16 protein-coding genes are annotated in these 18,388 nt (G+C 52.3%); 9 read left to right on the top strand and 7 right to left on the bottom strand.

The window, feature by feature from the left end:
- Positions 1-23 precede the first annotated feature (23 nt).
- From CpATCC19410_RS10455 to CpATCC19410_RS10430, 6 genes are all read left to right on the top strand, one after another.
- Positions 24-251, top strand: a complete 228-nt coding sequence (locus tag CpATCC19410_RS10455; protein ID WP_013242909.1) for a hypothetical protein — start codon at positions 24-26, stop codon at positions 249-251.
- A 174-nt stretch (positions 252-425) separates the two neighbouring features.
- Positions 426-1,478, top strand: coding sequence for an ABC transporter permease (locus CpATCC19410_RS10450; RefSeq protein WP_014301049.1), 1,053 nt, complete (start codon positions 426-428; stop codon positions 1,476-1,478).
- The gene (locus CpATCC19410_RS10445) at positions 1,475-2,158 is read left to right on the top strand and encodes an ABC transporter ATP-binding protein (protein ID WP_013242907.1); all 684 of its coding nucleotides are present in this window, start codon (positions 1,475-1,477) and stop codon (positions 2,156-2,158) included. Before CpATCC19410_RS10450 ends, CpATCC19410_RS10445 begins: the two co-directional genes overlap by 4 nt.
- A 1,272-nt stretch (positions 2,159-3,430) precedes the next feature.
- A complete protein-coding gene (gene leuS, locus CpATCC19410_RS10440) occupies positions 3,431-6,292 on the top strand; it encodes a leucine--tRNA ligase (RefSeq protein ID WP_014401472.1) in 2,862 nt (953 codons plus the stop codon).
- 1,178 nt (positions 6,293-7,470) lie between these two features.
- On the top strand, positions 7,471-9,372 hold the full coding sequence (locus tag CpATCC19410_RS10435) for a YhgE/Pip domain-containing protein (RefSeq protein WP_013242904.1): 1,902 nt from the start codon (positions 7,471-7,473) through the stop codon (positions 9,370-9,372).
- A gap of 178 nt (positions 9,373-9,550) precedes the next feature.
- The gene (locus tag CpATCC19410_RS10430) at positions 9,551-10,072 is read left to right on the top strand and encodes a VanZ family protein (protein ID WP_013242903.1); all 522 of its coding nucleotides are present in this window, start codon (positions 9,551-9,553) and stop codon (positions 10,070-10,072) included.
- Here the strand turns inward: CpATCC19410_RS10430 and CpATCC19410_RS10425 are convergent.
- Together CpATCC19410_RS10425 and CpATCC19410_RS10420 are read right to left on the bottom strand one after the other, a co-directional pair.
- A complete protein-coding gene (locus tag CpATCC19410_RS10425; protein WP_013242902.1) occupies positions 10,069-11,571 on the bottom strand; it encodes a bifunctional ADP-dependent NAD(P)H-hydrate dehydratase/NAD(P)H-hydrate epimerase in 1,503 nt (500 codons plus the stop codon). The genes CpATCC19410_RS10430 and CpATCC19410_RS10425 overlap by 4 nt on opposite strands.
- 39 nt (positions 11,572-11,610) lie before the next feature.
- Positions 11,611-12,432, bottom strand: coding sequence for an Fpg/Nei family DNA glycosylase (locus CpATCC19410_RS10420; protein ID WP_013242901.1), 822 nt, complete (start codon positions 12,430-12,432; stop codon positions 11,611-11,613).
- Positions 12,433-12,494: 62 nt separating this feature from the next.
- On the opposite strand from CpATCC19410_RS10420, the gene dps reads away from it, so the two are divergent.
- Complete coding sequence (gene dps / locus CpATCC19410_RS10415; protein WP_013242900.1) at positions 12,495-12,986, top strand: DNA starvation/stationary phase protection protein Dps; 492 nt, start codon at positions 12,495-12,497, stop codon at positions 12,984-12,986.
- A 132-nt stretch (positions 12,987-13,118) separates the two neighbouring features.
- Here dps and CpATCC19410_RS10410 read toward each other — a convergent pair whose 3' ends face one another.
- On the bottom strand, positions 13,119-13,778 hold the full coding sequence (locus CpATCC19410_RS10410) for a DedA family protein (RefSeq protein WP_014801164.1): 660 nt from the start codon (positions 13,776-13,778) through the stop codon (positions 13,119-13,121).
- A 247-nt stretch (positions 13,779-14,025) separates the two neighbouring features.
- Between CpATCC19410_RS10410 and trhO the strand changes: the two genes are divergently transcribed.
- Complete coding sequence (gene trhO, locus CpATCC19410_RS10405; protein WP_038616407.1) at positions 14,026-14,955, top strand: oxygen-dependent tRNA uridine(34) hydroxylase TrhO; 930 nt, start codon at positions 14,026-14,028, stop codon at positions 14,953-14,955.
- Here trhO and CpATCC19410_RS10400 read toward each other — a convergent pair.
- The 4 genes from CpATCC19410_RS10400 to CpATCC19410_RS10385 all read right to left on the bottom strand — a co-directional run bounded on the left by CpATCC19410_RS10400 (position 14,952) and on the right by CpATCC19410_RS10385 (position 17,709).
- Complete coding sequence (locus CpATCC19410_RS10400) at positions 14,952-15,425, bottom strand: hypothetical protein (RefSeq protein WP_013242897.1); 474 nt, start codon at positions 15,423-15,425, stop codon at positions 14,952-14,954. The genes trhO and CpATCC19410_RS10400 overlap by 4 nt on opposite strands.
- Before the next feature lie 32 nt (positions 15,426-15,457).
- Positions 15,458-16,126: an SDR family oxidoreductase gene (locus CpATCC19410_RS10395; protein WP_013242896.1), complete on the bottom strand. Its 669-nt coding sequence runs from the start codon at positions 16,124-16,126 to the stop codon at positions 15,458-15,460.
- Between the two features lie 50 nt (positions 16,127-16,176).
- Complete coding sequence (locus tag CpATCC19410_RS10390) at positions 16,177-17,154, bottom strand: universal stress protein (protein WP_013242895.1); 978 nt, start codon at positions 17,152-17,154, stop codon at positions 16,177-16,179.
- 93 nt (positions 17,155-17,247) lie between these two features.
- Positions 17,248-17,709, bottom strand: coding sequence for a MarR family winged helix-turn-helix transcriptional regulator (locus tag CpATCC19410_RS10385; RefSeq protein WP_014401469.1), 462 nt, complete (start codon positions 17,707-17,709; stop codon positions 17,248-17,250).
- 230 nt (positions 17,710-17,939) lie between these two features.
- Here CpATCC19410_RS10385 and CpATCC19410_RS10380 point away from each other — a divergent pair, with 230 nt between their 5' ends.
- Positions 17,940-18,311, top strand: coding sequence for a DUF5318 family protein (locus CpATCC19410_RS10380; RefSeq protein ID WP_013242893.1), 372 nt, complete (start codon positions 17,940-17,942; stop codon positions 18,309-18,311).
- Positions 18,312-18,388 lie beyond the last annotated feature (77 nt).

Here is an 18,388-nt window from a genome sequence, read left to right as displayed (position 1 = left end):
AGCTTAAGAGCCTTGCACGTAACGTGAGTAGCTCCTCTAACTCTCCTAGGCATCCTAATGCTGTGTATGCAGCGGCTAAGGCCGAGGCTCTGAAACGCTCGGAGGCCAAAACACCGAGTAAAAATACTGTAAAGAAAGTTCTGGCGCAGACAGGCGCGGATGCGGAGTGGCTCGTGCCCCTTGCCATGCTTGCGTTTGGTATTGGCTTTGCGGTGCTTGGGTGGGCGAGGTTGCGTCGAGAAGCTCGCTAGCTACCGCGTTATCTATAGGTCAGGCTCAACAACCGCCCGCAGAGTTGCCGTAGTTATAAAACGCAGGCAACTCATGGATCTGTGATCAACCACATGGTTGATTCAAGGTTCACCTAGGCCACCGATGGAAAAAGTCTCCGGAACGCCGAGAATTGATAGCGGAAAGGAGAAAAGATGTTTCTCGGTTTACGTGATATTCGTTCAGCGGGCGGTCGCTTCGCTTTGATTGCCTCTGTGGTGGGCTTGATCACTCTTTTGATCGTGATGCTTACTGGTTTGACGCAGGGGCTGGGCGCGCGGAATACCGCGGCGCTGGAATACTTGGCCAAAGATGGTGCCAAATTTGTTTTTACCGCCCCTACAGGCGAGGCCTCATTTAGTTCTTCGGAGATAAGCCAGGAGATCCTGGATAAGTGGAAAGACGCTGCTGGCGCGGAGAATGTGACTCCAGTAGGTGTGAACCAGACGCGAATTGAATCAAATGATAGAGCCGATTCTGCAGCTGTGATGGGGCTTCCCGTGGGGACCTCGGTAGAAGGCTCGTCTGAAACGATAGGTGAAGGTGCTCTTGTACCTAAGTCCATTGCAGACAAGATTGAGGTCGCGGCGGGAGACACCCTCAATATCGGTGGCGTTGCCGTAAAAGTGGACGGTGTAGTGGAAGATACGTACTACAGCCACTCCTCTGTGGTTTGGGTGAATTCTGAGGTCTGGAAGAAAGAAAGCCACAGCCCCGGAATTGCTACGCTGCTCCTCGTACGCGGTGATGCTCAGCCGCAGGACATGAAGAATGAGCAGGTCACTGACCTCAAGGGAGCATTTGATGCTCTGGCTTCTTATAAGTCTGAGCAGTCCTCGCTTAAGAATATGCAGGGATTCCTCTACGCAATTTCTGCTTTGGTTACTATTTCCTTCCTCACCGTATGGACGCTGCAGCGCACCCGCGATATTGCAGTTTTGACTGCCTTGGGTGCGTCCAAGGGATACCTACTTAAGGATGCGATCGGTCAAGCGGCAATCGTTCTTGCGATGGGTGTTATCGCTGGCGCTGGTATCGGAGCGCTCCTGGGGTGGATTGTTTCTCAGGCCGTACCGTTTGAGGTGTCTGTGTTGAGTGTTCTTGGTCCGGCAGCAGCAATTTGGCTGCTTGGTTTAGTGGGATCGTTTGTGGCGGTCCGAAATGTTACTAAGGTTGATCCGCATATTGCGCTAGGAGCTGCAGCATGATTCCCGTTCTCTCTCTTGAAAAAGCCAGTGTTGTTTATCCCGATGGTTCGTCTACGGTTACGGCATTGGATGCCGTTGACCTGGAAGTTCGTTCTGGGGAGTTGCTTGCGTTGGTAGGCGAATCCGGCTCCGGTAAGTCCACGTTGCTGTCTGTGGCGGGGGCACTCCAAACTCCGACTTCGGGCACGGTAATGGTTGCAGGGCAAGATATTCAAACCTTGGATGATGCCGGTCGTGCCAAGTTGCGTCGTGAGAAGATCGGTTTTGTTTTCCAGCAGGCAAACCTTCTTGGTTCTCTCAATGCTCGGGAGCAGCTTTTGGTCACGGATCACGTACGTGGTATACGCGGCTCAAAGCTACGGGCTCGTTATGATCGTGCTGATGAGCTGCTGGCGCGCGTGGGCCTTGAAGGCAAGGAAAACCGTAAGATTGCGCAGCTTTCTGGTGGTCAGCGGCAACGTGTGAATATTGCACGTGCTCTCATGGGGAATCCTGCACTCTTGCTCGCCGATGAGCCTACCTCCGCATTGGACCGCCGCATGAGCGTGGAAATTGTGTCTTTGCTTTCTGAGATCACTAAGGAGTTTGATGTGGCCACGGTGATGGTGACCCACGATTTGAGCCAGCTTTCTTATGCCGACAACGTTGTGGAGCTTATCGACGGCGCCCGTAAAGACTAAAACATCTGAATATTACGTAAACTCCCTTGGCCTCACAGGTGGAGATTCCTGCAACTCTGCAAGGGATCACTCTCTACTTGTGAGGCTTTTGTGTGCCCTTGGCAGGCATACTTTGCCGAAAGATAGTCAAAGATATGAAATCCTGACACTATTCACAGTATTTACTTACATTGTTTTGTTTTTGCTGCTATAGTGACCTTGTTGCAAGGCTGGCCAGCCGGTTTTCAAAACGGCACTTCTCAGTAAATTCATATATTTATGGAGATGGCGGACTTTGTGATGCTCATGCGCTTGTTTTGAAGCGGTTCATGAGGTTAGCTTCGGTTTAACGGCAGCAAAGAGCTGCTGGATCTAGTTAGGAAAAGCGAAAGGGGTCGGTTGCCTTATATAGAAACCCTGCTACAGGAGATTTTTGTTAATCAATACCGAATAGTCCCGAACTATTTCTAGTAGATAATGTGAAAACTTTTCCCACGAGAGTGGAAACCTTGTGACCTGCTGCAACTAGCTCCATATTGTGGAGCGAGGTCTAGGGTGTTTAATTTACCGATAAAATATAAAAGTAAGGTTCATGCTTATGCGAAACGTTAAGGCTGTTCGAGCACATCTTTTGCCTGGACGGAGCTTAGATGTGCAGTGGGGTTCGGGGAGCTTTCCGCTAGAAGCGAAGGTCTGCGTTGATCCGCCACCTTAGTGGCCTATTCTTTCTCGGCTCTCGACGGGCTCCGGTTTGGCAGACTAGGGTCCGTTGCTACATGGGAGACTAAAACCCACTACAGCTAAGACTGCTGTAGTGGGTTTTTATTACTTATGAGCGGTTGGAGACCGCTATAAAAGTGTGAGTTTAGGAAAGGATGCCCGTGACCTTGGTGAAGAGGCTCAGGATCTTGGTGACGGACTTGAGGAGCTCAACAACGGTGGAGAGGCTAGAGTTAGACAGGCTGGAAAGAAGTTCAGCTGACATAATTAAATCCAATCAGTAGAAGTGAAAAGAATTGCTTATAGGATAGCAAGGGTTGGGTAAGACAAGAAAGGAATGTGTCTAAGAATAAAAATTTTTTAACTTGCTTATGTATTTGTCATGGGTAGTCAGGCACTATAGGCAAAAGAGATAAAACGGTTTATGGGGTTAACCGGGGGGAAATTATGGCCGGCGGGAAATATATTGAGGCTCCCTAGGAATTGTGTAAAAAGAATTGCGGAGGCGTACCAGGCGTCCGGTGATGGCTCTGATGGGGGAAGCGTTGCTAGGTGCTATTACACTGTATTTTTATGACTAATCCGAGCGAGAGCACTACTGGTCCTGCGTTTCGGTATACCGCGCAGCTGGCCGGGGATATTGAGCGTACGTGGCAGCAATTCTGGATCGACAATGGCACTTTTAATGCGCCTAACCCAGTGGGTGACCTAGCTGTCGCTGGACAAGAGCTTCCAGAGGACAAGCTCTTCGTTCAAGATATGTTCCCCTACCCTTCCGGTGCTGGTCTGCATGTGGGCCACCCCTTGGGGTATATCGCGACGGACGTTTTTGCGCGTTTTAACCGCATGCTGGGTAAGAATGTGCTGCATACCTTGGGCTATGACGCCTTTGGTTTGCCGGCGGAGCAGTATGCAATTCAGACGGGTACGCATCCGCGTGCGACCACCATGTCCAATATTGCGAATATGCAGCGCCAGCTGAGTGCGTTGGGTTTGGGGCATGATCCTCGCCGTAGTGTGGCTACCACTGACCCTGAGTTTTATAAGTGGACGCAGTGGATTTTCTTGCAGATTTTCAATGCCTGGTTTGATACCCAGCAGCAAAAGGCCCGCCCTATTTCTGAGTTGATTCCACTTCTGGAGTCTGGCGAGGTGGCATTGCCGGAGGGCTTTGAAGGTTCTGCTAACTCTTATTCGGAGTTGGATGCGGTAGAAAAGGCCAAGGTCATTGATGAGTTCCGCTTGGTTTACCGTTCTCATTCGATGGTGAATTGGTGCCCTGGGTTGGGTACGGTTCTGGCTAATGAGGAGGTCACCGCTGATGGACGATCGGAGCGCGGGAATTTCCCTGTGTTCCGCAAGAACCTTTCGCAGTGGATGATGCGTATCACTGCGTATTCGGATCGCCTTATTGATGACCTTGATGCGCTAGATTGGCCGGACAAAGTCAAGAGCATGCAGCGTAACTGGATCGGTCGTTCACGTGGTGCCGAGGTGGATTTTGATGTCCTTGGGCACACGATCACAGTGTTTACCACTCGCCCAGACACGTTGTTCGGTGCGTCGTATATGGTTCTTGCGCCTGAGCATGAGCTTGTCGACGCCCTGGTGGCCGCCGGTACGAACTCCTACGACGGGGTCGATCCTCGCTGGACCTTTGAACAGTCCTGCCCTGCCGATGCCGTAAAGGCATACCGCGCTTCTATTGCAGCTAAGAGTGATCTTGAGCGCCAGGAGAACAAGGAAAAGACGGGTGTGTACCTCGGTGTAAATGCCGTGAATCCCGTCAACGGTGAGAGCATTCCGGTATTTATCGGCGACTATGTTCTAACGGGTTATGGCACGGGTGCGATCATGGCTGTTCCTGCGCACGATACACGTGACTATGAGTTTGCCACCGAGTTTGGCCTGCCTATCCGTGAAGTCGTTGCTGGTGGCAATGTTGCGGAAGAGGCTTACACGGAATCGGGCGTAGCCGTGAACTCCGCTAACGATGAAGGCTTAGATATTAATGGCCTGGACAAGCAGGAAGCGATTGCTCGGGTTATTGAATGGCTCGTGGACAAGCAAAAAGGCTCTGAGAAGATCCAATACAAGCTGCGAGATTGGCTGTTTGCGCGTCAGCGTTATTGGGGCGAGCCGTTCCCCGTAGTCTACGACGCAGATGGCGTTGCTCATGCGCTTCCTGAGTCTATGCTGCCGGTGGAACTGCCCGAGGTTGAAGACTATAAGCCTGTCTCTTTTGATCCGGACGATGCCGATTCTGAGCCGCAGCCACCGTTGGCTAAGGCCACGGAATGGACCCAGGTGGAGCTCGACCTGGGCGATGGCCTAAAGACTTACACCCGCGACACTAACGTTATGCCACAGTGGGCAGGTTCCTCGTGGTATCAGCTGCGTTATATCGATCCCACCAATAACAAGCAGTTCTGCGATATAGAGAATGAACGCTATTGGACAGGGCCACGCGGGGAGAATGACCTCGGCGGCGTGGACCTGTACGTGGGAGGCGTGGAGCACGCTGTTCTGCACTTGCTCTACTCACGCTTCTGGCACAAGGTGCTTTTTGATCTTGGCTATGTTACTTCTGGTGAGCCTTATCGTCGCCTGTTTAACCAGGGATATATTCAGGCCTTTGCTTATACCGATAGTCGCGGAGTGTATGTTCCTGCTGCTGAGGTGGAAGAGAAGGACGGCAAGTTCTTCTACCAAGGCGAAGAGGTGAATCAGGAATACGGCAAGATGGGTAAGTCCTTGAAGAATGCCGTGGCTCCGGATGAGATCTGCTCTGATTTTGGTGCCGATACTCTCCGCGTCTATGAGATGGCGATGGGGCCTTTGGATACGTCTCGCCCGTGGGCAACCAAAGATGTTATTGGTGCGCATCGCTTCCTGCAACGATTGTGGCGCCTTGTTGTTTCTGAAGACGACGGCTCCGTTGTGGTCACGGATGCGGGACTTGCCGACGACGACCTCAAGCAACTGCACCGTACTATTGCGGGCATGCGTGATGACTATGAGGGCCTGCGCATTAATACCGTCGTTGCTAAGGTCATCGAGTACGTCAACTACTTGACCAAGAACTATGCCAAGGGTGCGCCTCGCGCCGCCGTAGAACCGCTGGTGATCATGGTTGCCCCCGTTGCCCCACACATCGCGGAAGAACTATGGAAGCGTCTCGGCCACGAGGAGACTATCACATTCGTTGCTTTCCCGGATTATGACGAGAAATGGCTCGTTGATGATGAAGTAGAAATGCCTATTCAGATCAACGGTAAGGTGCGCGCTCGCATTATGGTGCCTGCCGACGCTACACAGGATCAGATCGTAGAGATTGCGCTCGCAGAACCTACGGTGCAAAGTCACCTTGAAGGTAAGAACCTGTTCAAGCAGATTGTTGTGCCGGGGCGCATGGTTAACCTTGTGATTAAGTAGTCCAGGTTAGGGAGTAGCTCAGCGAGTTTGGGATTATCGCCTGATTCGCCTGAGCGCTATTTCCGTTATAAAAGGAGAGTGCTTTCCGTTGGCTAGTGGGATCATAGTGGCCCACTAGCCAACGGAAAGCACTCTACCTGCTTAGATAAGTAGTTAAAGAACCAAAATTCTGGAAATTATGTCAAAAGGTTGAAAAACTGCGCTGAGTATGGTTATAATATCCAGTGTTATGCCTGAGCGTTTGGAAATCTAACTAAAGATTAGTCGTTGTTTGTTTTTCCTCGCGCACCCTGGCAAAAGTTTTTAAATATTTTATAGAAAACTTATGTAGTGTGTGGCTACATTTTTGAAAACTATAAAATTTGGATATTAAAAACTTTTGCCTAACACTGAGAACTTCCCGTGTTCTGCAGCGTAGTGGGTGCGCTCAGAAAAGTGATTGTCTAGAGGAAAGCAATGACAATGCCCAAGACAGATGCGATAACGTTCAGTGTTGCAGTAACTGTGTTAATACCGGCCATGATCCCTCCTCCTTTACTTTCTTAAAATGTCTTATCTGTAAGCTAACAGGTTAAGTAATGCTTATGCAATACTTAACTTCGATTTTTTGTTTTTCACCAAATCTTTATCAAAACGGGCCCGTGTGATTGCTCCGGGCGGGGGTTCTGCAGATCCGAATTCTTCGGAGTTTATGCAGTTAAATGAGCATTTTTAGTCAATAGACGTATCGCGCTAAGTCGACTCAAATTTTTATCTGAAAACGGTATTCACAAGGCTGATAATGGGTACTTGTGGAGTCCTAGGGTGCTGTTGGCAAAGAATTAACAAAGAAAACAAGCTTAAAGTGAAGCATCCTTGCCGTAGTTTCCGCCTTTTCTTAAAAGGTTGCTTAATATCGGGATCCTTTTAGGGCGTCTCAGGGGGTGTAATTGCCGTCACTCATAAGGGGTGGCGAGCTGTTTGAGGCTAAGGGGATTGCGTTGGCATTTTAATGATATTGTCGCAGCTTAAGGCCAATTTAATTGGTTTTTAATATCTGGTGGGACCGATATCTTCGTGCAGTTTAGGGGTGTTGCGGGGGTACTTTTTTGACTGTTCCTTCGGGGTTTGGTTTTAGATACAAAACCGCATAGGCAATAATTGTCCGGTATTTAATTCTAAAACCGGAGGATTCCCTCATGTCTCAACTTACGTCTCAGGCCACGAGACACTTCAGCTGGAAGCGGCTGTGTGCCGTGGTATTCCTGCTTCTCCCCGTGGTTGCTTCAGTTGTTTATATGTGGGCCATGTGGGATCCCACTAAAAATCTGCGTTCGGTAGACCTCGCTGTGGTCAATGAGGATGCCGGGGCTACTCGTAATGGTGAATTTGAGCGTTATGGTGACAAGGTGGTCAAGGGGCTTTTGGCCCGCGACTACCTGGCCTTCCGTGAAGTCGACGCCAACGAGGCAAAGAAGGGCTTGGACAGCGGTAAGTATCTGTTCACCGTGACCATTCCTGAGTCTTTCTCGGCTAACGTCAACACTTTGTTGGCAGACAAGCCGACCAACCCAGAGATTACGATCTCTTATAACGACTTCAACGGGACTAACGGCTCAGTCCTCACAGGTGGACTCGTGCCTAAGATTCAGCAAGCAGTGTCCGCCTCAATTTCTGAGTCCTATGCCAAAAAACTCCTCACCGGTGTGAATAACCTCGGTGGTGGTCTGACTCGCGCTGCTGATGGCTCGGCAAAGCTTGATGAGGGCGCGGGTAAGCTGCAGGCAGGTTTGGCCAAGGGTATGTCTGGCGCGCAGCAATTGAACGGTGGTGCTCATCAACTTGCCGATGGCACCTCCCAACTAGCTGCTGGTGCTGGACGCCTAGCACAAGGCACCGCTCGTTTGGGTGATGGTGCGCAACAGATCGATGCGGGCGTCGGCAAGCTTACGGATACTCTCATCCCTGTGCTGACCACCGCGCAGAAGGCTGCACCGCAACTACAGCAGGCGGCAGATGCGCTCCGGGCCATCGGGGCTGTGGAGCAAGCCAATAAGGTGCAAGAGCTGGCTACTAAATTTGATGCCAATAATCCCGATAACCAGGTGGCTCAACTACACAAGCTGAAAAATGGTACCGCTACCCTAGCAACTATGCTCAGCGATCCTAATTCTGAGTATTACGGTGGCGTTCTCAAACTCAAAGATGGCATTGAACGGCTCAATACCGGTGCTATCAAGCTCAATACGGGCGCAGGCAAGCTTGCCGACGGCACTCAGCAATTACATGACGGTTCCCTGAAATTGAAGGACGGAACCTCGCAACTGGCTGGAAAGCTTGGCACAGGTGCTTCTAACGCCCCAAATGCCAAGAATGTAGAGGCATCCGCAAAGCAGGTTGCCGTGCCGATCATCTATAAAGAGAACAACTCTAACCCGGTGCAAACCGTAGTGGACTCCAAGGATCCCACGGTCAAGTCCCTCTCCGGCGGTGCTTCGATGCTAATCGTTATGGTTTTTGGTTTCCTCCTTATGGCTATGGCGGCGATCCTTATCCCCCATGTCTTTGGCACTGATCGTCGTTCCGCTTTTGTTGGCCCTACATTGAAGTCTTTCGCCGGCCTCGCGGGAGTCGGAGTGATTACTCTTGCTGTGCTCGCTATGGGAGCCTCTCTGGTGGGATGGAAACCCGCTTCTATTGCAGGTATAGCCCTGGGCTTCTTGCTCACAGCCACTGCAGCAGCTGCAACTAACCAGATGCTGCGGGCCTTGCTCGGTCGTTTTACTGGCGGCATAGCTATCCTGGCGGCTTTTGCCTTTGGCATGTTCTCCTTTGGTGGTGTCTGGCCGCTGGCCACAGTTCCTTCCTTCTTCCAGGTCTTCCACCCGATCACCCCGATGACCTATGCGCGTAATGCCTTTGTTCAGGCATCACAGGGAGAACTGAATGGTTCCTACGGCGTAGCTATCCTGGTGCTTCTGGCCTTCACCCTTATCCCACTGGCTATCACTCTTGTGGTTCGTTCTGCGCGTGTGAAGAAGCTGCGCGAGGAGCATGGTAAGGATTCCTCGACTGAGACCCCAGAACCTGCGCTGGTCTAAAAAAGTAGGATTTTAATCAACTGGCAGAGCTTGCACACTCTGCCAGTTTTTGTATTCAGGAAGCTAAGAACGTTTGCACAAGGTAGTGGGCATGGTTGAAGCTGCAAAGAAATAGCGCCAAGGTTGCAGCAAGGAAACGGCCAGCCTATTGCCAGACTCCCTGCCTAGGGTGGCCGGCATGGTTTTGCAACGAATGGGTTCTGTGAAGGCGGCGTCGGCGACGCTTGTGGCGGCGCTGGCTGTGGTATTTGCGCTGACTTTGATGAAGGGAACCTATTCATTTGGCGGTTTGTGGAGCACCGAGGCCCACAGAAACCGTTCTATTGATCTGCAGCTTTTCGACGCCTGGAACAACCCCACGCTTTGGTATGCGCCCTGGTTGGATGCTGTGGGAAACGTGGCACTCTTTATCCCCTTTGGTTTTCTTCTGGTGACAATACTCGCTGGTCATTGGAAGGCCCCCATAATTTTTTCCACAATGCTTGGCTTCCTCATGAGCGTGGGGATAGAAGCCACCCAGTATGTCTATGCCATTGGATACACGGACTTAGATGATGTTTTATGCAACACGGTAGGTGCCTTCATGGGGGCATGCTTTGCCCGAATCCTAGGGTCCCGCGGACGCGGCCTTGTGGTCACATTCTTCTTGGTGGGTGCTCTGTGCATCCTTGCAGAGATGATACTTTCTATCGTCTTTTAGCTGTTTTGTGGGGAGGCTAAGGCAGCCGTTGCTTGTGAAATAAAATCAGCAATCTTTGCGGCCCACGTGGAAGCCGGACCGTATTCCGTTTGCGCAGAGAGCCATGCAGCCATGGCATGGATGGAGACACAAAGAGGGACAGCATCTAGCCCGGAACGAGCGACCCAGGCGCCTATGAGACCAGTGAGCACATCGCCGCTACCGGGAGTTGCGGCCCAGGAATGGCCGGCATTGATGCATACTGCGGAATCGGCTGAGCCGATGATCGTGATCCGGCCTTTCAAGAGCACCTGGCAGCCTAACGCCCTTGCCAGATCGCGGACTGCGCCTATCCGATCCTCATGGATATCGCGGATGGGGGCGCATCGTGCGGCTAAGCGCAAGAACTCGCCTTCGTGGGGAGTGATCAAGGTTTGCCACCCATGCGAGCCACGGCGGGCAAGCAGGCCCCGCAGCTCGGGCTCTTGGGCTAATTGGGTGATCCCATCGGCATCGATAACCAGCGGTTCCGGTCGCTGGAGTAGATCAGCCAACCAATCAGTGTCACCCGCGCCGGGCCCATAGGCCCAGGCTTGGACGCGGCCGGCGTCGATAAGCAATTCCGTGGCTACTACCTCGGGGCGCGCTCGAACCACATCCTGCGCGCACGAGCCGACAAAACGCACCATGGAAGGCGTGGCGTGTACTGCCGCAGTGGCGGTGAGAACGGCCGCGCCCGGGTAGGTTTCGGAGCCTGCAATAACACCGACTACTCCCCCGCTGTATTTATTATGTTCGGCCGCTGGTTCTAGGGACTCTATGATGTGAAGCGGGTCAGTGCGGAGGAAATGATCCGGCCAGGAGAAACGGCTCCTTTGAACTGTTTGGAAAAAATCGACGGCAGGGCTTTTGGTTGAGAAAGCCTGGGCAAGTGACTGGCCAGCATTGATATCTGCGACCAGAACTTCGCCGCAATGTGGGGAGACGGCATGCGCAATGCGGGCGACTCCAAAGGTTATGGTGGCATCTGCTGTCACACAGGCGGCACCTGGACGGTTTGATCCTGTATCTGAATTTATGCCGGAAGGGACATCCACAGCGAGTACCGCTGGAGCCTTTGCCACTGCTTTCTGCCAGAGGTTCCACGTTGTATCCCGCAGTTCGGTGGTTCCTCCCAATCCCATGATTGCATCTATCACAAGATCCGCCTCCTCGAGGGGCGCTAGTATTCCCCCTGCTTGTTCAAAGGCCGCAAGTGCTGGTGCGTGCGCTGAGGAAGAAGCTAAGACTGCGTGAACCGTGTGGCCGAGCTGAGCGAGCAGCGCGCCAGCATAAAGCCCGTCGCCACCGTTGCCGCCGCTACCCGCCACAACCAGTATTTTTGATGTGTCATGAGGAAGCATGCACAGGGCGGCTTCGGCGACCGCTTGTGCTGCTTGGCGCATCAGCGCATCAGGCGCGGCGGCTTGGATAAGAGGGTTCTCTGCTGCACGAATGTCTGCGACGGAATAAGCATGCATGATTCAGAGGATAGTCCGCGTTGCGTGGACCCAATGCCGCTATGGTCGAGGCTGGCAGGTGGGACACCAGAAGAGGTTTCGACCCTCCATTACTTGCCCGCTGATAGGTGTGCCGCACACATAACAGGGCTGGCCCAATCGACGATACACATAGACCTCTCCGCCATGGTCGTCTTTACGGGGTGCTCGGCCCATGGCTTGAGGAGTGTGTTCAGGACGGACGGTATCGATGCGTCCTACCCGCACCCCCTCCTGCATGAGATAAACCAAGTCTTCCCATATTTGGCCAAGATTTTCCACTTCGCGGCCGGGCGTAAAGGGGCTTATCCCCAGGCGAAAGAGCGATTCCGCACGGTAGATATTCCCCACGCCGGCAAAAAGCCGCTGGTCCATGAGTAACGATCCGATCGATCTCTGTGAACGCGCGACACGCTGGCAAACGAGGCTTAGGTCTGAGTCTGGGCGCAGCGGGTCTGCACCAAGCTTGCCGACGGCTACCTCCATCTCTTCCGTCGTAATAAGGCGACACCACTGTGGTCCTCGTAGATTTGCTGCTACTTTGTCACCCTCTATCCGTAGTCGGATCTGCCCCTTGGCCTCTTCAATCGGGTCAAAATGCAGGCTTCCGATCAGGCCTAAGTGGATATGCACAATGCGTTCTGGCGTGGGGGCATCGAATTCAATGAAAAGATGCTTGCCCCATGCGTGGGCCTGATAAAACGGAGCGGCGTGGATAAGTGCTGCTTCTGCGGCGAATCTTCCCTGAGGGGATGTGACGCGTGGCGCTTTTCCTTGAAAATGCTTGTTGAGCTCGCGGGCGAGCCGGTGGATGACATGGCCTTCTGGCATGCTGTCCATCATAGATAAATACAGAAATCCTAACAAACCTTGCTTATTAAAAAGCAGAGTGTATTATAGAGATCATGAAGAATTTCACTGTTCCAGGAATCAATGAAGCAGACGCCAAGCAGCTTATCGATCACCTGCAGGAGCGGCTCACCGACTATAACGATCTTCATCTCATTCTCAAGCACGCCCATTGGAATGTCCATGGTCAAAATTTCATCGCAGTTCATGAGATGATCGACCCCCAGGTTGACATCGTGCGTGGCTACGCAGATGAAGTAGCAGAAAGAATCGCCACCCTTGGTGGCTCCCCCATTGGCACACCGGCAGGCCACGTGGAAAACCGCAAGCCGCTGGAATACACGGTCAATAGTGCAAGCACCCACGATCACCTCACTGAGCTCAACAAGGTATATACCAAGGTTCTAGAGGGGGTACGCGAGTCCATGGCTAGTGCCGGCGACCTCGACTCGGTTACTGAGGACATGTACATCGGGCAAGCCGCTGAATTGGAGAAGTTCCAGTGGTTCGTGCGTGAGCACATCGTCGACGACAATGGGAACCTGTAAAGAGTAGTTCTCAAGGGTGTTCCCTCAGCCATTCTGTGCTGGGAGAACACCCTTTTTCTCTTTAACCGTAGGGTCGCATACTCACCGAGCTAAAGAATATGGGATGGCGCGCTTTGTCCTATGCCCATAGCTCTATACCTGTGGGTACTCTGCCGGTTTAGCTGAGGCGATGGTTTTTACCTGATTTTTGCGTCCGCGCAGGAACTCAATGAGTACCGGGATAACGGAAACAAAAATCACGGTTAAGAGAAGAACCTCAATATTGTTGCGAACAAAAGGAATGCCGCCGAGCAAATAGCCAAGAACCGGAACCCCCATACCCCATACTATGGCGCCGGCTAGGTTGATCAAGGAGAACTTTTTGTAGTTCATCTTGTTCATGCCTGCTAGTACTGGGACAAGCGTTCGCACTATCGGTATGAACCGGCCCAGGAATACTGCAGCGGCTCCACGGCGTATAAAGAATTCTTCAGCGGAGTGTAGCCTCTCTATTCCAATCTTTCGTCCGGCCCAACTGTTCATAACCGCCGGTCCGACCTTTTTTCCTACAAAGTAGCCGACTTCGTTTCCTACGAATGCGGCGATACCTACGGTGAGGCACACGACCCACAAGGGTGCGAGAGGCTTATCGCCATTGGCCAGCATCCCAGCCGCGAATAAGAGTGAATCGCCGGGAAGAAAAAATCCCAGCAAGATGCCGGTTTCGGCGAAGATGATCAGTGTTAAGCCGATGAGCCCAACGCTAGCAAGAAGCCCCTGCGTATCGTGGAGCATATGGAGGAAATCGGTCACGGCGAGCCTCTCGGTGACTAAAGAAATGTAGTTGCGGATTGTTGAGGTGTCATCAAAAACAATCAGCCTTGCAAACTCTAGCCCTATGTAGTGGCTAAATCCATGTGAATACACTGTGTATTAATCGTGAAAAACGAACCTCTCGGCTGGTTGTTAAGATGCGTTGGCGATGTGCATGGCGTATTGCGCCTCATTAAACACCATTTTCGCTTTTTCTACTTCTGTTTTACAGAGTACGATGACCTTTGTGTCCCAAAGCAAAATCCTTCTATATTACAAGTTCACTCCCATCGCAGACCCCAAGGCATTGATGCTATGGCAGCGCGACATGTGTGAGCTGCTTGGTCTTAAAGGCCGCATCCTTATTTCTGAGCATGGAATCAATGGAACCGTTGGCGGCGATATGGAAGCCTGCAAGCGTTATATCCGGAAATTCCGTGAATACCCCGGTTTCCGCGGAACAGAATTCAAGTGGTCTGATGGAGGAGCAGAAGACTTTCCCAAGCTCAGCGTGAAAGTTCGCGATGAGATTGTGGCCTTTGGTGCGCCCGGCGAACTCAAAGTGGACAAACGCGGTGTGATCGGCGGTGGCGTTCACTTGAAGCCGGAGGAAGTTAATAAGCTCGTTGAAGAGCGTGGCGACGACGTCGTTTTCTTCGATGGTCGTAATTCGATGGAAGCGCAGATCGGTAAGTTTAAAAATGCCGTAGTGCCAGACGTAAATACCACGCACGATTTTATTCGTGAGCTAGAAAGCGGCAAGTACGATTGGATGAAGGATAAGCCGGTCGTCTCCTACTGCACTGGTGGTATCCGCTGTGAGATCCTTTCCTCGCTCATGAAGAATCGCGGATTCAAAGAGGTGTACCAGATCGATGGTGGCATCGTGCGTTATGGCGAAAAATATGGCAACGACGGCCTGTGGGAAGGCTCCCTGTATGTCTTTGACAAGCGCATGCATATGGAGTTTGGCAATGGCGTGCAAGATCCGGGATTTATCCAGCTAGGACACTGCGTACAGTGCGGCAAAGCCACCAATAAGTTTGAGCATTGCATTAATGAGGATGAATGCCGCGATCTCGTGCTGATGTGCCCGGAATGCTATGAGAACCCTGCTACCAGAAACTGTGGTCGGGATCACTGCGTGGAGGTTGCACAGGAAGCAGCGCTAGCTTAATGCCCCACGATGGTCATCTGGAACACGGTGACCATCCATAGCATCATCCAGGGAACAAGCACCCAGAACGTGCCCATCCAAGGACGCCACCGGGTATACGTGATGTATTTGCGCCATAGGATGATGCCGCAGCCAATAGTGCCGGCGAGGGGAATAAGGCTAGTGAGTAATGGCCACCAGATTTCTGCAGAACGGCTGCAGATCCAGGTGGCATGGCCGGAATCGCAGAGTGGTCCACCGATTGTTCGGGAGATAACCGCCAAAATAAATGCCACGATCCCAGTGGCAATGGGGGTGCCAATAGACCAGGCCACAGCCTGTTTTGTAGAGCGTTGATTGAGCATTGCTTGGTGGAGAGGATCGGGGGCGTTAGCTAGCTCGTCAAAGCTCGTGGGCTCTGGTCGGTGCCTATTGGCATAGTCTGCGTCGGACTGGAGGTCGTTTTCTGGATGTTCGAGGTGCTTAGCCATAAAGAACTCTCTTGTCCTTCCGGCACTACGCGTTAACGCGGCCGGATAATGATCTCGGGTATGTGGGCATCCGCGGTTGTTTCTAGAGAGGTGAGCACTACTTTTGCCACGGAGGCAGGGGCGATAAACGCAGACCCGTTATAAACGCCGCCTTCTTGCTTGACGATGCCTCGTTGCATTCCTGTGTCGATCCTCCCCGGAAACACGGATGTAACACAAATCATAGGCTCTTCATGGCGAAGTGCATCACACCAAGCTCGTGCTGCGAATTTGCTAGCGGAATATGCCCCCCAATGTGGGTTTGTTCGCATTCCAGCTCCTGAGTTTATGTAAACAACATGACCAGAAGCTGATCGTATTTGCGGCAACAGTGCGGCGGTGAGTTCTACCGGAGCGTGGAGATTGACGGACATGTGCAGTTCCCAGTCGCGGCGCTCAACGGTAGAGACTTTTCCTAGGGAAGCGACGCCGGCGCAGTGGATAAGGGCATCAATAGGGCCGATCTGAGTTAGCCTAGAGATCGCTTCTGTGGGGAGATTTTGGGAAAAATCTGCCTGCCACCAGTGAACATTGGGATGATCGACGGGGGCGGGGGTGGTTCGATAATGAGCGTAGACGGTCCAGCCATGTTCGAGGAGTAACTGGGTAATGCTTAAACCCACGCCTTGACTAGCTCCTGTAACTACTGCGCAGCGACTCATGACGTACCTTTCTTGCGTGTGGCCAGCGTTGGGGTCTCCTGGAGCCCAGGCTACTTTGAGGATTTGCTCGTCGCCGGAATCATTAAAACCGGCACGCTAACGTAGGGGAGAATCTCTGTTGCTTGAGACCCGATAAAAACTCGCTCAAAAGCCCCGAGAGGGGTAGAGCCAAAGCACAGAAGATCGCCTTTTTTCCACTTCACCGCGTCTATGGCCCCCTGCCATCCGGCCCCGGACCCGATGTGTGTTTCCACGTTGACCTCCGGCTGTTCCTTGTGCACGGTATCTCTGGCGCGATCGAGCACTGCAAGAGTGTTTTCTCGCCATTCAAGAGCGATATCGCGAGGCAACTCCACTGAATCTGGGATCGGAGGGATACCAAAACCGCTAGGAGAGAGCGCAAGAACGCGCAGTGGTACGTTCCATGCAGCGGCAAGAACCGCGGCACGAACGAGCGCTTGGTTATCGGTGTCATCTCCGGTGTAAGCGAAGTTGACCCTGGTGACACCCCTCTTAGAAAGACTTGGTTTACGTGGCGTAAGCGCTAGCGGGTTAGGGGAAGAATGCAGCAAAGCATCGGCGGTTGATCCGGCAAGGAAACGCCCTTTGGGGGCTGCTGCATCAGACCCCAGGATGACTATGTCTGCGCGGAAATCTGCGGCAACGTCGGAAAGCAGTGCCGCCTCGTTGGTGCCGTCACGGAAGACCGAGACGGTTGAGCTCCAATGTTCTTGAGCAATATCTGCCCGGATAAGGTCGCGCTTTACGGCTTCTTCGCAGGCAGCGGCTTCCTTTTTGAACCACTTTTTGTATTTTGTCCCTAGTTTATTACCTGTGCGGGAAGGCCAAGGACGGAGGAAAGTGGTCACGCAGCGGACTTCCACATTGGTAGTCCGGGAGAACCAAGCGGCACAGTCAAGGGCCGCTGAACCCGTGGAATTAGGAGTCCATGCGACGAGGACACGGACTGGGTTGTGCGCGAAGCCCGTGGGGGAGGACTTCTTAGAACTATCTGACTTCTTTGCCATCGCCTCAAAACTCTACCGCAGCATGAGAGAATTGCTTAGCGCGTGAGCGGAGAAACTCGAAGAAGAGGAGTCTCCTACATGAGATATTGGAGATTAATCCTTCTCATTTTCTAACATGGATGACGTATATGTTGTGGAGAGCTTATTAATGACGTCCGCAACCTTGTCCATCTGGGCGTATTCCTCGGGCGGCAAAGTAGCCAGCATGTCTGCAAGGTATTGAGTGCGTTCTTCTCCCACTCGTAAAAGTTCAGCTTGCCCAAAATCTGTGAGCTGCACTTTGACGCCACGACGGTCAGACTCATCCCGAATACGCTCGACGATCCCACGTTTTTCCAGGTGATGAAGCGCATTGGATGCGGTAGGCATACGGATGCCTTCCGCTTGGGCGATATGGCTAATGCGTGCTGGTCCGGTGTTTGCCAGGCGCGTCATGATGGTGAGCTGAGGTTGCGTCAGATCAGACTGCTCTGCGACTCGGAAGTACAGCACATAAAGCTGGGTAAGAGCCGGACGGATCTTTTCTGCAAGTTCGTAAGGAGTCTGTGACGTCATAAAAAGCATTCTAATTACTGAAAAATAGTTTGGTGGTAATAAGCACCAAATACTTTGTGCAACAAACACATCGAGTCACACCCGTTGCATGGTTGCAAACATAGAGACAATTCTTGTGTAACTTCTTATATATGCACGTAAGAGACTTTTGTTCTCGCATTCGAAAGTGCATGCGCGGGGTTAGAGCTAGAACACCCGTGAGGGTGAGAAAACTGCGCTAGAATTGCGCGATGCTTGTCTTCAGAAACGAAGTATCGCATCAATGGGATCGTCGGCACAGCCTTGGTCTGTGGAAACAAGGCGCGATCACCAGAGATTCGCTATGCGACGCCGACTTCCTTCTGGTCGCTGCTGCACGATTTCATGGAGAACCGGCACACCGCCCCTGTCCCATTTGTGAAGATGCTGACCTTAGAACTGTCTATTGGGTGTATGGCGATGAACTAGGACGGGCTTCCGGGAGTGCACGAAATCTTGAGGAAATCGGCGAATTTGCTGCACAAGGAAAGGAATTTACGGTACACACCGTAGAAGTCTGCGCAGAATGTAAGTGGAACCACTTGTTGCGCTCTGTGACTGCAGTAGACAATAGTGAAGAATGAGCAAATGCCTGGTCAAATGCCGCTGAGGGGGGAATCAAATAGCAAAGTCTGGCTGGGAGAACACACTCTTTTGTCCA

It is taken from the genome of Corynebacterium pseudotuberculosis (genome assembly GCF_002155265.1).
In the GTDB taxonomy this organism is placed as follows: domain Bacteria; phylum Actinomycetota; class Actinomycetes; order Mycobacteriales; family Mycobacteriaceae; genus Corynebacterium; species Corynebacterium pseudotuberculosis.
This window is presented reverse-complemented; position numbering and strand designations above follow the sequence as displayed.

Bases quoted from the DNA above. Each gene is read 5' to 3' on its own strand.
- CpATCC19410_RS10400 (WP_013242897.1), bottom strand. From the start codon at position 15,425: ATGGCTAAGCACCTCGAACATCCAGAAAACGACCTCCAGTCCGACGCA.
- CpATCC19410_RS10450 (WP_014301049.1), top strand. From the start codon at position 426: ATGTTTCTCGGTTTACGTGATATTCGTTCAGCGGGCGGTCGCTTCGCT.
- CpATCC19410_RS10445 (WP_013242907.1), top strand. From the start codon at position 1,475: ATGATTCCCGTTCTCTCTCTTGAAAAAGCCAGTGTTGTTTATCCCGAT.
- CpATCC19410_RS10395 (WP_013242896.1), bottom strand. From the start codon at position 16,126: ATGAGTCGCTGCGCAGTAGTTACAGGAGCTAGTCAAGGCGTGGGTTTA.
- leuS (WP_014401472.1), top strand. From the start codon at position 3,431: ATGACTAATCCGAGCGAGAGCACTACTGGTCCTGCGTTTCGGTATACC.
- CpATCC19410_RS10420 (WP_013242901.1), bottom strand. From the start codon at position 12,432: ATGATGGACAGCATGCCAGAAGGCCATGTCATCCACCGGCTCGCCCGC.
- CpATCC19410_RS10435 (WP_013242904.1), top strand. From the start codon at position 7,471: ATGTCTCAACTTACGTCTCAGGCCACGAGACACTTCAGCTGGAAGCGG.
- CpATCC19410_RS10385 (WP_014401469.1), bottom strand. From the start codon at position 17,709: ATGACGTCACAGACTCCTTACGAACTTGCAGAAAAGATCCGTCCGGCT.
- dps (WP_013242900.1), top strand. From the start codon at position 12,495: ATGAAGAATTTCACTGTTCCAGGAATCAATGAAGCAGACGCCAAGCAG.
- CpATCC19410_RS10430 (WP_013242903.1), top strand. From the start codon at position 9,551: ATGGTTTTGCAACGAATGGGTTCTGTGAAGGCGGCGTCGGCGACGCTT.
- CpATCC19410_RS10380 (WP_013242893.1), top strand. From the start codon at position 17,940: ATGCTTGTCTTCAGAAACGAAGTATCGCATCAATGGGATCGTCGGCAC.
- CpATCC19410_RS10425 (WP_013242902.1), bottom strand. From the start codon at position 11,571: ATGCATGCTTATTCCGTCGCAGACATTCGTGCAGCAGAGAACCCTCTT.
- CpATCC19410_RS10390 (WP_013242895.1), bottom strand. From the start codon at position 17,154: ATGGCAAAGAAGTCAGATAGTTCTAAGAAGTCCTCCCCCACGGGCTTC.